12 protein-coding genes and 2 pseudogenes are annotated in these 14,128 nt (G+C 61.5%); 9 read left to right on the top strand and 5 right to left on the bottom strand.

Translation table 11 applies throughout. The features are described from left to right. The first annotated feature begins 6 nt into the window (after positions 1 to 6). The 5 genes from rfbA to ASE63_RS27465 all read left to right on the top strand — a co-directional run bounded on the left by rfbA (position 7) and on the right by ASE63_RS27465 (position 5,186). Entirely contained in the window at positions 7 to 888 is an 882-nt protein-coding gene (gene rfbA / locus ASE63_RS19265) for a glucose-1-phosphate thymidylyltransferase RfbA (RefSeq protein ID WP_056805059.1), read from the top strand. 319 nt (positions 889 to 1,207) lie between these two features. Continuing rightward, the gene (locus tag ASE63_RS19260; RefSeq protein WP_056805057.1) at positions 1,208 to 2,482 is read left to right on the top strand and encodes a glycosyltransferase; all 1,275 of its coding nucleotides are present in this window, start codon (positions 1,208 to 1,210) and stop codon (positions 2,480 to 2,482) included. Positions 2,483 to 2,520: 38 nt separating this feature from the next. Continuing rightward, positions 2,521 to 3,489 carry an NAD-dependent epimerase/dehydratase family protein gene (locus ASE63_RS19255; protein ID WP_082610124.1) on the top strand — a complete coding sequence of 323 codons (969 nt, stop codon included), beginning with the start codon at positions 2,521 to 2,523 and terminating at the stop codon, positions 3,487 to 3,489. Continuing rightward, complete coding sequence (locus ASE63_RS19250; protein WP_056805051.1) at positions 3,486 to 4,838, top strand: glycosyltransferase family 4 protein; 1,353 nt, start codon at positions 3,486 to 3,488, stop codon at positions 4,836 to 4,838. Before ASE63_RS19255 ends, ASE63_RS19250 begins: the two co-directional genes overlap by 4 nt. Positions 4,839 to 5,024: 186 nt before the next feature. Further along, positions 5,025 to 5,186, top strand: coding sequence for a hypothetical protein (locus tag ASE63_RS27465; RefSeq protein ID WP_156410477.1), 162 nt, complete (start codon positions 5,025 to 5,027; stop codon positions 5,184 to 5,186). A gap of 19 nt (positions 5,187 to 5,205) precedes the next feature. Here the strand turns inward: ASE63_RS27465 and ASE63_RS19245 are convergent, their stop codons facing one another. Next, on the bottom strand, positions 5,206 to 6,066 hold the full coding sequence (locus tag ASE63_RS19245; RefSeq protein ID WP_162261808.1) for a rhamnan synthesis F family protein: 861 nt from the start codon (positions 6,064 to 6,066) through the stop codon (positions 5,206 to 5,208). A 294-nt stretch (positions 6,067 to 6,360) separates the two neighbouring features. Between ASE63_RS19245 and ASE63_RS19240 the strand changes: the two genes are divergently transcribed. The 3 genes from ASE63_RS19240 (at position 6,361) to ASE63_RS19230 (ending at position 11,988) form a co-directional block, all read left to right on the top strand. Continuing rightward, on the top strand, positions 6,361 to 7,194 hold the full coding sequence (locus ASE63_RS19240; RefSeq protein ID WP_056805045.1) for an ABC transporter permease: 834 nt from the start codon (positions 6,361 to 6,363) through the stop codon (positions 7,192 to 7,194). Continuing rightward, positions 7,172 to 8,425, top strand: a complete 1,254-nt coding sequence (locus ASE63_RS19235) for an ABC transporter ATP-binding protein (protein WP_200962595.1) — start codon at positions 7,172 to 7,174, stop codon at positions 8,423 to 8,425. Before ASE63_RS19240 ends, ASE63_RS19235 begins: the two co-directional genes overlap by 23 nt. Before the next feature lie 95 nt (positions 8,426 to 8,520). Next, entirely contained in the window at positions 8,521 to 11,988 is a 3,468-nt protein-coding gene (locus ASE63_RS19230; RefSeq protein WP_162261807.1) for a methyltransferase domain-containing protein, read from the top strand. A gap of 232 nt (positions 11,989 to 12,220) precedes the next feature. On the opposite strand, the pseudogene ASE63_RS28530 reads toward ASE63_RS19230, so the two are convergent. Next, a pseudogene (locus ASE63_RS28530) lies at positions 12,221 to 12,372 on the bottom strand (IS5/IS1182 family transposase); the annotation flags it as partial. 3 nt (positions 12,373 to 12,375) lie between these two features. On the opposite strand from ASE63_RS28530, the pseudogene ASE63_RS26895 reads away from it, so the two are divergent. After that, a pseudogene (locus tag ASE63_RS26895) lies at positions 12,376 to 12,645 on the top strand (ATP-binding protein); the annotation flags it as partial. On the opposite strand, the gene ASE63_RS19225 reads toward ASE63_RS26895, so the two are convergent. The 3 genes from ASE63_RS19225 to ASE63_RS19215 all read right to left on the bottom strand — a co-directional run bounded on the left by ASE63_RS19225 (position 12,602) and on the right by ASE63_RS19215 (position 13,834). Then, positions 12,602 to 12,895, bottom strand: a complete 294-nt coding sequence (locus tag ASE63_RS19225) for a transposase (RefSeq protein ID WP_280137451.1) — start codon at positions 12,893 to 12,895, stop codon at positions 12,602 to 12,604. The pseudogene ASE63_RS26895 and the gene ASE63_RS19225 sit on opposite strands and share 44 nt — an antisense overlap. Before the next feature lie 193 nt (positions 12,896 to 13,088). Next, entirely contained in the window at positions 13,089 to 13,436 is a 348-nt protein-coding gene (gene tnpB, locus ASE63_RS19220) for an IS66 family insertion sequence element accessory protein TnpB (protein WP_056805038.1), read from the bottom strand. Beyond that, entirely contained in the window at positions 13,433 to 13,834 is a 402-nt protein-coding gene (locus ASE63_RS19215; protein ID WP_200962594.1) for a transposase, read from the bottom strand. Before ASE63_RS19215 ends, tnpB begins: the two co-directional genes overlap by 4 nt. Positions 13,835 to 14,128: the final 294 nt, after the last annotated feature.

The following is a 14,128-nucleotide window of genomic DNA, read 5'->3' as shown; positions in this document are numbered from 1 at the left end:
ACGACGATGAAGGGAATCATCCTGGCCGGAGGCTCCGGCACGCGGCTCCATCCGATGACACTGGCGATGTCGAAGCAGCTCCTGCCTGTCTACGACAAGCCGATGATCTACTATCCGCTCTCGACGCTGATGCTCGCGGGCATCCGCGAGGTTCTGATCATCTCGACGCCATCCGATCTGCCAAACTTTAAGCGCCTGCTCGGCGATGGATCGGATTGGGGCATGACCCTGAGCTATGCCGAGCAGCCCAGCCCAGGTGGGCTTGCGCAAGCCTATCTTATCGGTGCCGATTTCGTTGCAGGCGGACCCTCCGTCCTGATCCTTGGCGACAACCTGTTCTATGGACACTCGCTGCCGGAGATGATGGCATCGGCTGCCGCTCGCGCCAAGGGTGCGAGCGTCTTCGCCTATCATGTGCGTGATCCGGAGCGCTACGGCGTGGTCGATTTCGACGCGAACGGCAAGGCGGTCTCGATCGAGGAAAAGCCGAAGGCTCCCAAATCAAACTGGGCCGTCACGGGCCTCTACTTCTATGACGCGCAGGTCGTCGATATCGCCGCAGATCTCAAGCCTTCGCCCCGCGGGGAACTCGAGATCACCGACGTCAACCGTGTCTATCTCGAACGCGGTGAACTCTCCGTCGAAACGATGGGCCGCGGCTTCGCCTGGCTCGATACCGGCACACCCGACAGCTTGTTGGAAGCCGCAGAATTCGTGCGCACACTCGAATCTCGGCAGGGGCTGCGTATCGCATGCCCGGAGGAGATTGCCTATCGGCAAGGCTGGATCTCTGTCGAGGAGTTGGTCAAGCTTGGGGAAGTGCTCAAGAAAGGTGATTATGGGCGCTATCTACTTGGAATCGCCGACGAATATGTCCCGATCGGTTAGAGCTTCCGGCCGTTCCGCGAACGCTGTCAAGTAAGCACCATTTGGACGGCAAATACCGGCAACCGCAACTTGCCTGGTCTCAAGTCACTGGCAGGCGCGTTTCGCGAGGCGGCTTGATCGGACGCCTCAAGCGACAAGACGCTTCGGAGGCCGCAAGCTTCAATCTTGAGACCTGCAATCCAGACTGCCTTGCGGAATCCGGCGCGCGACTGAGGCAGACGAAGACCGGTGAGACGGCGGAGGACATAAGGCGTTGGGTCTGCGTATAGCGCTGATCATCCATCAATTCCTGCCACGTCATGCTGCAGGAACCGAGCAGTTGACACTGAAGATCGCTCTGGCCTTGCGCGCTCGTGAGATCGACGTGGTGATTGTGACGGCGGAGCCGACGTCGAACGCATCTCCGACAATCACACAAGACAGCATCGATGGCGTGCCCGTGTTGCGCCTGCACGGCGTCGCCATCCACGATCCCTTCGTCAGCATCCGCAATCCCACGGCAGACGGGCTCCTGCGTGAAGCCCTGGAGCGCGTATCGCCCGATCTGGTCCATGTTTTTCACTTCAGCCATGTGGGTATCGGCGTCATCGACATGGTTGACGCGTTGCGCTTGCCGATGGTGTTCACCGCAACCGATTTCTGGTGGCGCTGCCCGCTCGAGCGGTTGCAAGCGACGGAAGGCACGCGCTGCGATGGCCCGGGGCTGCTCGGGGCACGATGCCTTCGGCATCGCCTTGTGCTCGGTTCCAGGCAGGGAACGCTTGCCGCGCGCGTTTGCGCGTCGGTCCCGTCATGGCTCTACGCATTCCCGTTGCTGGTTGCACGGGCGGCTTCGTCGTTCCTGCCCTTGGCAAGGCGGGCCGCGGAGCTCTCGCGCCGCCAGGACCACCTGCGCCGCCACGCGCAACGGATCGGGCTGTCCCTCGCTCCTACGGCGGCGGTTCGCGACGAAATGCTCCTAGCCGGGTTCCACCCCGACAGCGTACGCCTGCTGCCGTTCGGCATCGACGCCCCCGAAGCGTTCCACTCCGAAGATCCCGCGCGCCCGTTCACGATCGGCTTCATCGGCACGTTGCGCTCGCACAAGGGTGCGCATTTCCTTCTTGAAGCCGCGAGCCGCCTGCCTGCCGACACCAAGGCCAGGATACAGATCTATGGTGATCGCGCGACCGATCCCGCTTATGCGGAAAGCCTCGACAAGCTGGCTCGCGCATCCACCGTACCCGTCACATTCGAAGGGGCATTCGCAGAGAACCGGTTCGGGCGCGTTCTGGCAGGTCTCGATGTGGTCGTGGTGCCTTCGCTCTGGATGGAAAACCGTCCGCTGGTCCTGCTTTCGTCGCTGCTTGCGCGCAAGCCCGTCGTCGTGACCGATCAACCCGGCCTCACCTGCGAGGTTGTACACGGGGAGAATGGCTTGATCGTGCCCCCTGACGATGCCGATGCTCTGGCTAAATCTCTATATCGACTGGCTCAAGACACTAGTTTGCGCGAACATCTAGCTAGTCATCCAAGACGGCCCATGCGAATGGAGTCATATATCGATGCCCTACAGGCGATTTACCGTGAGGTTGCGCCCCCGACCCGCAGGTAATAACAAGCGCCGTTCGAGAGCGGGATCGGTTCGTTGGAATGGCTAGTCATTTGATTCTTGGCGGAGGCGGTTTCGTGGCCCGGCATGTGGCTGCGCTGCTCGCCATGCGCGGCGAAAAAGTGCGCCTTGCCGCCCGGAGCCGGACCCCTGCAATTGATGCCATGCTGGCCCAAGGCATGACCGCGGTTTTTGGCGACATCCGCGATGCGGACTGGCAGCGGCTGCTGGATGGTGTCGACGTGGTGCACCACTACGCTTGGTCGACAGTTCCCAGCAGCGCAGATCGCGACCCCGTCGGGGATCTCGACGGCAACGTTCGCCCGACCCTTGCCCTGCTGGAAGCCATGCGCGCCCGGGGTGGCGGGCGCATCGTCTTCGCTTCTTCCGGCGGAACGGTTTATGGCCTCCTGCGCCAGATTCCTGCCGGCGAAGACCAGCCTGTCGAGCCGATCTCGATCTATGGCGTCGGCAAGGCGACCGCCGAACGCTACTTGTCGGTCTACAGAGGCCAGCACAATATCGACGCCCGCATCGCCCGACTTTCAAACCCTTTCGGGGTCGGCCAGAATCTCGCGGGCAATCAGGGTGCGGCAACGCTTTTCCTCCACCGAAGCGTTGCCAACGAGCAGATTCGCATTTTCGGCGACGGAACGGTTGTTCGCGATTACATCCATGTCGCGGATGCTGCCGATGCGTTGGTGGCGCTGGCAACGTTGGACTTGCCGCCCGAGGCTCCGCACGTATTCAACATCGGGACCGGGGTGGGCGTCAGCCTCAACGAGATCCTGGATGTGCTCGCCCGTTGCCTAAGCCGGAAACTCGACATCGAACGCATCTCCGGGCGCGCCTACGATGTCCCCGTCAACGTGCTCGAGGTATCCCGCATACGCCATTGGCTGGGGTGGTCCGCTCGTCTGAGTTTCGAAGAAGGTATCCGCAGGGCAATCGCCGATCTCAGCAATGGGAATACCGTGATGTCATCATTGAATGACGCTGTTGCCCGGTGAAAGTCGCTCTCTTCGTCCATTGTTTCTTTCCCGAGCACTTCTACGGCACGGAAACGTACACGCTGGGGCTCGCTAAGCATCTTCAGTCGTTTGGTCATGAGGTTACCGTCGTCGCGGGCGTTTTCCAAGGCGAGCCACGTCGCGAAGCTATCGTCACGCACTCCAGCTATGACGGCGTGCCGGTCATCACGATAGACAAGAACTACGAACCGCATACGCGCGTGCGCGAGACGTACGTTCACGAAGCCATGCGGCCGCATTTGACTGCGGTGCTACGCGAACTGTCGCCCGACGTCGTGCATGTCACGCACCTCATCAACCACACCGCAGTCCTGCTTGAAGTGGCGAAGGATCTCGGGCTACCCTTGGTCGCAACACTCACGGACTTCTTTGGGTTTTGCTACAATAACAAACTCGAAGCTTCGGATGGCTCGCTTTGCGCGGGGCCCGATCGCTGGCGCTCAAATTGTATCGCCTGTCATCTGAGAGCTGCAGCGTCGGGCGGAGAACCGCGCGCGAGAAGGCTCGCCGGTATTCCGCACGGGTGGCGTCTGGGAGGCTTGGCCTTGCGCGCGGCGGAGGCATTCGGCTGGCCCCGCATCGCGGGAGCCGACGCTATTGTTCCGGACATCGTGGAACGTCCTGAAGTACTGGCACGCACCTATGAGTGTTATGATGCCATGATCGCTCCCACCCAGTTCTTGCGTGACGCATATGTTCGCAATGGTTTCAGCGAGCCGCGTCTAAGCCTGAGTCGGTTCGGCATCGATATCGATCGAACACCCAAGCCGGCACGCGCACCTCATGCCCCGCTTACGTTCGGATTTATCGGCCAGATCGCAGCCCATAAAGGCACGTCACTCATCGTGCGAGCGGCACGGGCGATGCCGCCGGGAAGCGTGCGCCTGATCATCTATGGGCCTGAGGATCAGGACAAGGAGTATATGGGCTCGCTACTGGAAGCCGCCGGACCTGAGACGGAGTTCCGTGGGACGTTCAAGCCCGAGCGGATGGCCGACGTTCTGGCGGAAATGGATGTCCTTGCGATCCCGTCCACCTGGTACGAGAACAGCCCACTTGTGTTGTTGAACGCGTTGGCGACCCACACTCCGGTCCTTGTGTCGGACGTGCAGGGCTTGACCGAGTTCATTGAGGAAGGCCGCGATGGCTGGAGTTTTCGTCGCGGTGATCTGGCGGATTTGACGAGGGTCATGGGCAAGCTCGCGGCTGATCCCGCGGCGGTTCGGGCAGCCAGCGCCAACACCTCTTATGAACGCACGACGCGGTCGATGGCGAGCGAGGTCGAGGCGATTTATGACCGGCTTGTCAACAGCAGACCGAAGCGTTGACCGAACCTTCTAGCGATTGCCTCCTTGTCGCGCCGCGAAAATGGACGTCTGGCGAGCGGACAGTGGCACCGTATTGCATCCACACTTTCAAGTGGAGTTTCTGCCTGGGGCGGCATGCGGGGTCGCGACAGGAGATGGTGACCGCACGACCGCGGCAGGTCGCCGACCTTTAAAGCGAACGGGGGAGTGGCCCCCCTCAGGGGCGAGAAGACGCTGGCCGAACTGCCTCAGCAGTTCGACGTCCACCCCAATCAGATCGCGCAACCGCACGGCCAGCTTCTCAATGGCGCAGCCGGCATGCTCAATTCCGAGGTGAGGCCTGAGCTGCCGCGCTCGCGATCGACGTAAGAATGCTGCCCTGTTCGTGTTATGGCAACCTGCGCCCCTGCAGATCGCGAACAACAAAACCGCGCGCCCATGCCGCGATCGTAAAGCAGCGCTCGAGGGTGTGATGAAGGGTGCCGTCGACCTGTCCGTTCTCGGATTCGAAATCATCCATCGATAGGGCTAGATCGTTCACTGCCGCCAATGCCGACGGCCTGAACCAGAACATCGAGCCCTCGAAGAAGCCGAGGCGAACCGACGCGGCTGCGTTCATTCGGGCTGAAACCTCCCGCACCCGCGCCTCATTCGCCATCCAGTACGGCGGCGCGGTACGGTAACACGCTTCCCAGCCGACGATCCCCGTGGTCGGATCCTCGAACATCGCAACTGTTCGGATCGCGGCATTTCGCTCTCCGCAAAGCATGGCGAACAACAATTTGCGCCTGACTTCGCCGTCAAGGAGATGGGGGCTGCGTTTGGTATGCAGCTTTAAAACGGCATCGAAACCGTCCAGGATGCCGCTTTGCAGCAACATGACGAAGGGCGCGATGTCGCGGCCCCGATTCTCGCACGGGTGGATGGTCAGCCCGGGGACATTGCCGAGCAGGCGCTCTGCTTCCTCCAGTCGGTCGGAAGGAACGGTCACATGCAATGGGACGGTGCCCGGAAGCATCGAACGACATTCGAGAATTTCGTCGAACAAGTCGAGATAGTAGACATGCGCGACGATGGCGACCTCCACATCCGGCGTCGCGAAGGGAGGGTGGCGTCTGGCGACGGACGCCCGCAAGCGTTTGCCGGGACCGGATACGAAGAGGGCTCCAATCGTTACAGCCGCAATCTTCTGATAGACGTGGCGCGCGAATGCATGTGATCGCAGCCCCAACCGGGTGACGGCCTGCAACCGTGGTTCCTTCGTTCCCATTTGCGCCTTTCTCAACTCGTCAGGGACGTCGTCGGTTCGTCGCCTGACTAGCACACTGGATGGCCGAAGCAGCCGCCATTTCGAGGCCATGATTGTCGGGTTGGTGCGGCGGACGCTGCTCCGATTGACAGTGTGCGCGCCTAGTCCGTAAACGAGCCGTACACTTCGAAACCGCGTTCCCGAGCTGTGTCAGGGTCGAGGTGGGTTTGCGTTGGAGACTCTCCTTGTGCGTTCATCGCAGCCAGGTTCGAGATTTTGATTGCAAGACAGACAATGAGGCTGAAAGCGCTTGTTTCGTTGCGGGTAACGCCGCTGACGCCCTTTTTCGTGATCTGGAAGAACAAGCACCTCTTGCGTCGTCTTGTTGCGCAGGAGCTGCAGAGCCGTTACCGTGGCTCGCTCCTGGGGGTTCTATGGTCCGTGCTGGTGCCTCTGGGCCAGCTGCTGGTCTTCACATTCGTTTTTACGTCCGTGATTCCAAGCCGTTGGGGCGGCAATAGCGGCAATGTAGGCGACTTTTCCCTCGTGCTTTTCGCTGGCCTGATCGTCTACGGGCTGTTCAGCGAGGCCGTCGGGCGCGCGCCTATGCTCTTGCTCGAGAACCCGTCCTACCTGAAGAAGGTCGTGTTCCCGGTGGAATTGCTGGGTGTCAGCGCGCTTTGCGTGGCGGTGGTAAACGCATTGATTTCCCTTGCGATCCTGCTGCTGTTCAAGCTCGTACTGACGGGCGCGGTTTCCGTATCGATTGTTGCGCTGCCTCTGGTTCTGGTGCCGTTCGTCCTGCTGCTTTGCGGCCTGATCTGGTTTCTGGCTGCCACAGGCGTCTACATCCGAGACCTCCGCTACGCTGTGGGCCCACTTCTGTCGCTGATGATGTTTCTCAGTCCGGTCTTTTATCCTGCGTCTGCCTTGCCGCCTCAATTCGCCTGGATATTCGCGCTGAACCCTCTCGTGCCCGTTATCGAGCAGGTGCGGGCCATCGTCCTCAATGATCAGTGGCCGACCATGGCGTCGGTCGCGGGTCTGTGGGCCTTGGGAATGATGTCGATCTGGCTCGGCTATCTCTGGTTTTCCGGCACGCGCCGTGGCTTCGCCGATGTCGTTTGATAACCCGGTCGTCGATCCGCCCCTGCTCGAGGTTCGCGGCCTTTCGAAAGTCTACCGGATTTTCGATCGGCCCGGAGACCGGCTGAAGCAGATCCTGTTCGGGGGCTTCAAGCGCTATTACCGCGACTACTCGGCGCTGGAGGATATCTCCTTCTCGATCGCCAAGGGCGAAACGGTCGGCATCGTCGGACGCAACGGCGCCGGAAAATCGACGCTGCTGCAGATTTTGACTGGAACGCTGCAGGAGACCGCGGGCGAGGTCGCGATCAACGGACGTGTGGCGGCGTTGCTGGAACTGGGTTCCGGGATCAATCCCGAGCTGACGGGCCGGGAGAATGTCCGCTTGCTCACGGCAATCCTTGGTCTGGATGACGCCGAAACCCGCGATCGCATGCCTGCCATCCTTGCGTTCGCCGAATTGGGCGAGTTCATCGACCAGCCGGTCAAGAGTTACTCCAGTGGCATGTATGTCCGCCTGGCCTTCTCTATCGCGACCTGCGTCGACCCCGATCTTCTGATCGTCGACGAGGCCCTGAGCGTCGGCGACGTCGCCTTTCGCAACAAGTGCATGCGACGCATCAACGAGTTGCGCGCGAAGAACGTCAGTATCCTGTTCGTCTCCCATGATCTGAGCACATTGCAGATGATCTGCGACCGCGCGATCTGGCTGAACGACGGCCGGGTGAAGGCGATCGGCAATCCGGTGCAGATCACCCAGGATTTCCACGCCTTCATGCTCGGCGGCGACGGGCCGGACGAGGAGGCGGTGGCGAGAGGGTCGCTCGCGCACGCTGGCTCGTCGGTGCCGCAGCAGATCACCGAGCATGGCGAGTTCACTTCGTTCAGATTGAGGGTCGTCGGAGGCGCAGAATTTTTCCCTGGCGACGACATTGCTTTTGAATTCGCGCTGAGGGTGACTGAAGATGTCGATGGCGTTGTCTTTGGTCTTAGCGTGTACCGTCGAGACGGGGATTGGATAATCGGACAAACAAACAAAGAATCATCTGTTGTGTGGATGCCCGTCAGTGCGAACGAAACGACTAAAGGGGTGGTGACTTTAAAATCTACAGTACTTGGCCCCGGAGAATACGTTGCTGCTATAGCTGCATATAGCGCTGATTTATCTTTTCTCTATGCAATGACAGAGCTTAATGTATGTTTCTCTGTCCGAGTGGCATACCCTACTTGGGGAAGAATAATTCACCCTATTGTCTGGGAGCCGCGAGGGTAGCGGTCTATTTGAGAGCATCCGGCGCGCCGAAGTTCGGTCCAATGAATCTATTGGGATCGCTCGACGATACCGAATCTAGTCGAGAAGGAACCTCCATGTCGATCGTTCAGCCTAGCCCCGAAGCGGCTCGTAACGGGCCAGCCTGCCCGGTCTGTGGGTCGCACGCGTCCAGCTGGCTGTGCAGGGCGAGCGACTATGACGTTTGGCGTTGCGCCTCCTGTGCCACCGACTTCGTCGATCCTACGCCGACACCGGAGCAGCTCAAGGAGCTCTATGACCGCGAGGACTGGTTCGAGGGGGGGGAGCACGGCGGCTATGCGTCTTATGATGCGCAGACCGACAGCTCGCCGCCCTGGCTGGCGGCTCTGATCGAACGAATCGACTCCGGGCGAGCTTCGCCGTCGATACTCGATATCGGCTGTGCCTATGGCACGCATCTCGGACTGGCCAGATCGCGTGGCTGGGGGTGCTTGGGCGTCGAGCCCTCCAAGCACGCGCGCGACACCGCCACGGCCCGGCACCCCGGAATCTATTTCACGGAGACCTTGGAGGAGATCCCTCCGCATCGCTTCGATCTCATACTGCTGCTCGACGTGATCGAGCATCTGGCCGACCCTTATGGCCTCTTCTACGAGCTGATGGCGAAAGGGGCGATCGGCCCCGAGACCGTGGTCGCCGTCACGACGCCGAATGCGCGCTCCGCCGAAGCACTGAAGGACCCGGGGGGCTGGAAGTATCGTCATCCCCCGTCCCATCTGACGTTCTACTCCGGCGAAACCTTCGCGACCCTGTTTCGACGGCTGCGGTTCGCGAAGGTCGAGATCACGGGGCAGCACCCGTCGCACCCGCCCGAGGCCGTAGCCCCGTTCGACGACGAGACGTCGGAACTGAACGCTTCGATCGTCTCGCAGGAGGGCCTCCTCGCCATAGCCAGCGGAAGCGATTTCGCTGCCTTCATGCAGGAGCGCTATGTCCCGGGCACCTGGTCCGAGATCGCCGCTTACGAGCACCGTCCACGCTATGCTTTCGCTAGCTCTCTCGCTGCGGGCAAGCGCGTCCTGGATTTTGGCTGCGGCAGCGGTTACGGGGCCGCGGATCTGGCCAAGGAGGCCGCGCATGTCACGGCCGTCGATATCAGCGAAGAAGCGCTCGCTTATGCGCGCGAGCACCACGAGGCCCCGAATCTGGTCTTCGAGCGCCGCGACGACCTGGCGGAAGGGCTCGCACCCGCAAGCTTCGATCTGATCACATGCTTCGAGCTCGTCGAGCATCTTAAGCGTGCCGACCAGCTACGCCTGCTGGCCAGTTTGAAGCGGCTCTTGGCCGAGGACGGGCTGCTGCTGATTTCCACGCCAAATCCTGCCGCCACGGCCAATTATGGTGAGAACCCCTTCCATCTGCATGAGATGTCCGAAGTGGAGTTCCGTGCGACGCTGACGTCCATCTTCCCGGAAGTTCGATTCCTTGGGCAGGTGATCGCACCGGCAGTCACCTTCCTGCCGGACGGTGCGGATGCGCAAACAACCTTCAGCTATCATGCGCTCAGTGGCGACGAGCGGCCGGAGCCTGCCGTCTTCATGGCGGTCTGCGGGACGAAGCCCATCGCGGCACCGCCTCGGCCGATCTTCTTCGATGCCGAGCTCGACTATGTCGCCATGCGGACGGAGGCGATCAAGGGCCGAAATCGCGAGCTGCTCGGACGCTACGAAATACATCATCTGAAAGCTGCATTGGCGGCTGGCCCAGAGGCCGATACGAAGCAGGGCGAGCTCGATCCGGAGCATGCGTCCGTCCAGTCGGCGCTTGCGGCTGCGCTGAAGCACTCGAAAGCCGATGCCCAGGCTCGTCGCAAGGCTGAGAGTAAACTGATTGCGCGGGAAGCAGAGCTATCGACCCTCCAACTGGAGCTTGCGTGCACGCTGGAGCATTCGAAGGCCGACGCTGAGGCTCGCCGCGAGGCTGAAAGAAAGCTGGTAGCGCGTGCAGCGGAGCTTTCGACTCTGCAATCGGAGCTTGGGCGCGCGCTGGAGCATTCGAAGACCGACGCCGAAGCTGGCAGCGAAACAGGGAAGGTACCGCTCAACCGCGAGACGGAGCTTGCTTCTGTCCAATCTGAACTGGCGCGTATGGTCGAGTCCGTTGAAAGCTTGGCGAACCGGCTGCGCACCATCGAGACATCCACGAGCTGGCGGGTCGTCACGCGGTTGATGCCGGTCCTGCAGCTTGCGCGGCCGGTCCTGCGCCCCGTGGCCAGGGCCGCCCGACGGCTAACCGCAGCTGGACGACGGCTGCGGCACGGGCAGCCCGGCGAGGCTCCTGCAGCGGTCACAAGGCCTTCGCTGGATCTGGCTTTCGAAACGTCGCGGGTTCCGGAATGGCACGAATCCGAAGGTCGGTACCGCCTTCGCCTCGACGAGGGGATGCTGCTGAAGCGGCGCACTGTGCCTGCCGACAAGGCGGGGCTCATTGCTCCGTACGAGGTTGCGCCGCTCAGGCCGATACCGCCGGGCATTCGGCGCCCGAAGATCCTGCATGTCATCCCGAATGTCTTCGTCGGCGGGTCGACCCAGCTGATCATCGACATCATCCAGCACCTGTCGCATGACTATCAGCAGGAGGTTCTGACCTCGGCGCTGTGGCGCGGCGGTGGGCATGTCGGCATGACGGTTCATTGCGTGACGCAGCCCAAGGCTGACAGTATACGCGATGTTTATCGTCTCTATTCCCCTGACATCATCCATGTTCATTATTGGGGCCTGACCGACGATCCTTGGTACAAGGCAGCATTCGACGCACTGGATGCGATTCCTGACGCCAAGGTCATCGAGAACGTAAACACACCGGTGACTCCGATGGTCGTGCCTCGGGTAGATCACTATGTCTTCGTCAGCGAGTATGTTCGGACCGAATTCGGATCAGCTGTCGCCGATTCAGCTTTATCATCGATCATCTATCCTGGCATCGACCTGTCGCATTTCTCGAAACGGTATGATGGCGACGATGCGAAGAATGCCATCGGGATGGTCTACCGCCTCGAAAGCGACAAGCTTCGCGAAGACGCTATTGATCTGTTCATCGATGTAATCAAGCGCAGGCCGCGAACGCATGCGATTATTGTCGGTGGCGGGTCGTTTTTGGAAGGTTATATCGAGCGCACCATAGCTGCTGGCGTTCGCGATAATTTTCATTTTACAGGCTATGTCCCTTACGATAGCCTGCCTAGTCTTTATGATAAATTTTCCATCTTCGTTGCACCGGTTTGGAAGGAGAGTTTTGGCCAGGTGTCGCCCTTTGCGATGGCAAAGGGGCTTGCCGTTGCGGGCTATGACGTCGGCGCGCTGCCGGAGATCGTCGGTCGGTCGGACAGTTTCGCCACCGAGTTGCAAGACACGGCTCGCATCATCGTCGACCTTCTGAATGCGCCGCAGCGCCTCGCCGAGGTCGGCGAGCACAATCGCGTACGGGCTTCGACGATGTTCGCTGTTGAAACGATGGTCGAACGCTATGATGCGCTCTATGCGATGCTGCTGTCGGGGCAGCGGATTGAATGTATGGGCTCCTGACTCAGAGAGGGCGCCGCATAATTCCTCGCCGGCAGGTGAGCCTGGAATCAACGAGCACGCGTTCTCCTCGCTTGCCGAGGCGCTCTGGATCATCGGGGCTTGGCGCATCGACTGCAACCGCGCAACAGAACACCCATCTGGATATCTGATTGAAGTGTAAGGGTTTTGCTGTGTCAAACGGCACGCCATGTCCAGTATTCGGCGGCTGAGCGCCGTCGTGAGCCTGGGCTTCGGTCAGCTTCAGGCGGACAGGGCGGCCTTCAGCATCGACAAGGGCGTGGATCTTGGTGGTCAGGCCGCCGGGCAAGCGACCCATGCAACGGGATCGCTCATCTTTTTTTGGCCGTTGGCGGCATGCTGGTGATCGCTAATCGACGAGGCGTCGGCCTCGCCGGCGGAGACTGGATCCGCCAGCATGGTAGCTTGTTGATCACCGGCCCGGCCGGCGTCGGCAAGAGTTGGCTCGCCTGCGCCCTCGGACACAAAGCCTGCCGCGACGATGTCTCCGTCGCCTATCACCGCGCCCCGAGGCTCTTCGCCACCCTGGCCCAGGCCCGTGACGAGGGCCGTTACGCCCGCCTGCTCAAGGCCCTCGCCAGGGTCGAACTCCTGATCATCGATGATTGGGGGCCGGAGAAGCTCGACGACACACGGCGATGCCCGCTGGCCAATGCACGATCTCCTCGCGCGGCAGGTGGTCGGGCAAGGGACGACGAACCGGATGCTGCCGGGCGTCGGGAGCTGCCGGCATGACCGAGCGCTCCAGAACCGTCCGCGCCGCCGTGCCCTCTTCGACATCCTCGAGCGCCAGCTCCAACTGGTGGATGGCGGCATCGAGCCTCTCCGACGACTGCCCGAACTGCATCCGGCGCAGCTTCGCCAGTTGCGCCTTCAGCTTCTCGATCATGAGCAGATGGGCGGCGCTCTGCGCCCGCGCCGCGATCAGCAGCGCCTGGAGCGTCGTGACGTCATCGGGAAGGTATGCAGAAGCGCTCGCCATGATGGTCTTAAGATTATCGCGAGACCGGCGGCCAAGCCATTGAATCATGGTCGATCTTGACCGCGGACCACAGTCCTGAATCGGCTCGAAGCCCTTCGCTTCACAGCGCCAGGCTGGGGCGATCGGTTCGGATCGGCGCGCGCCAGTCGATCCCCTCCAGCAGCATGGAGAGCTGCGCCGGCGTCAGCCGCACCACGCCGTCCGTCGTCACAGGCCAGATGAAGCGGCCCTTCTCCAGCCGCTTGGCGAACAGGCAAAAGCCGTGTCCATCCCAATACAGCACCTTCAAAAGATCGCCTCGGCGGCCGCGAAAGACGAACAGGTGACCGGAGAACGGATCCTGCTTCAGCGCGCCCTGTGCCAGCGCCGCCAGGCCGTCAAAGCCCTTGCGCATATCGGTCGGGCCCATGGCGAGATAGACCCGCATCCCCGCGGGGATCACGATCATCGCCGGTCCAACACGTCGAGCACCCGCCGCAGCGCATCCGCATCGACATCGCGATCGACGCGCAGCCTGCGGCCAGAACCGAGCGCGATCTCGATGATGACGGGCGAACGACGGCTCCGGCGCGCGGGTTCCGCGGCAGCGACATCGGAAACCGGCGTGGGCATGACGTCGGTCACGACAGGAGCCAGCTCGACCGGCAGTAGCAGAGGCGCCAAGCTGCCGCCCAACTGCCCCAACTTCGCCTGACGACGCCATGTGAAAACAACGCTCGCTGCGACGCCGTTGCGCCGCGCGACATCCGTCACAGTCACGCCGGCAGCGAAGCTCTCCTCGACAATCCGGACCTTGTCCTCATAGCGCCAGCGCCGCCGCCGCTCGATCGCGCCCAGAACCTCCACCCTAACCATCGCCGTGACCTTAAAGCTAGACTTAAGGTCACACCGTTCGGGAAACGGCGCTCACCGCGCAAGGCGGTGTCCCGCCCGAATACGGCCCCGCCAAGACGATCTACAACCGCTACACCCGCTGGGCTCACCGCGGCGTCTGGCAGCGGATCTTCGCCAAGTCGCCGCAGTGGCCTGCCCCCTGAAAAGTGGCCCTCCCTGAAGTAGGCTTTTTGAGCCTTTGGAGGATGCCCGCGATGCCGCAGAAGAAGCACAAGCCTGAAGAGATCGTCGCGAAGCTGCGGCAGG

This window comes from Allobosea sp. Root381 (assembly GCF_001429395.1).
Classification (GTDB): Bacteria; Pseudomonadota; Alphaproteobacteria; order Rhizobiales; family Beijerinckiaceae; genus Allobosea.
This window is presented reverse-complemented; position numbering and strand designations above follow the sequence as displayed.

Coding starts and splice junctions, on each gene's coding strand:
- rfbA (WP_056805059.1), top strand. CDS start 7: ATGAAGGGAATCATCCTGGCCGGAGGCTCCGGCACGCGGCTCCATCCG.
- ASE63_RS19255 (WP_082610124.1), top strand. CDS start 2,521: ATGGCTAGTCATTTGATTCTTGGCGGAGGCGGTTTCGTGGCCCGGCAT.
- ASE63_RS19240 (WP_056805045.1), top strand. CDS start 6,361: ATGAGGCTGAAAGCGCTTGTTTCGTTGCGGGTAACGCCGCTGACGCCC.
- ASE63_RS19230 (WP_162261807.1), top strand. CDS start 8,521: ATGTCGATCGTTCAGCCTAGCCCCGAAGCGGCTCGTAACGGGCCAGCC.
- ASE63_RS19225 (WP_280137451.1), bottom strand. CDS start 12,895: ATGATCGAGAAGCTGAAGGCGCAACTGGCGAAGCTGCGCCGGATGCAG.
- tnpB (WP_056805038.1), bottom strand. CDS start 13,436: ATGATCGTGATCCCCGCGGGGATGCGGGTCTATCTCGCCATGGGCCCG.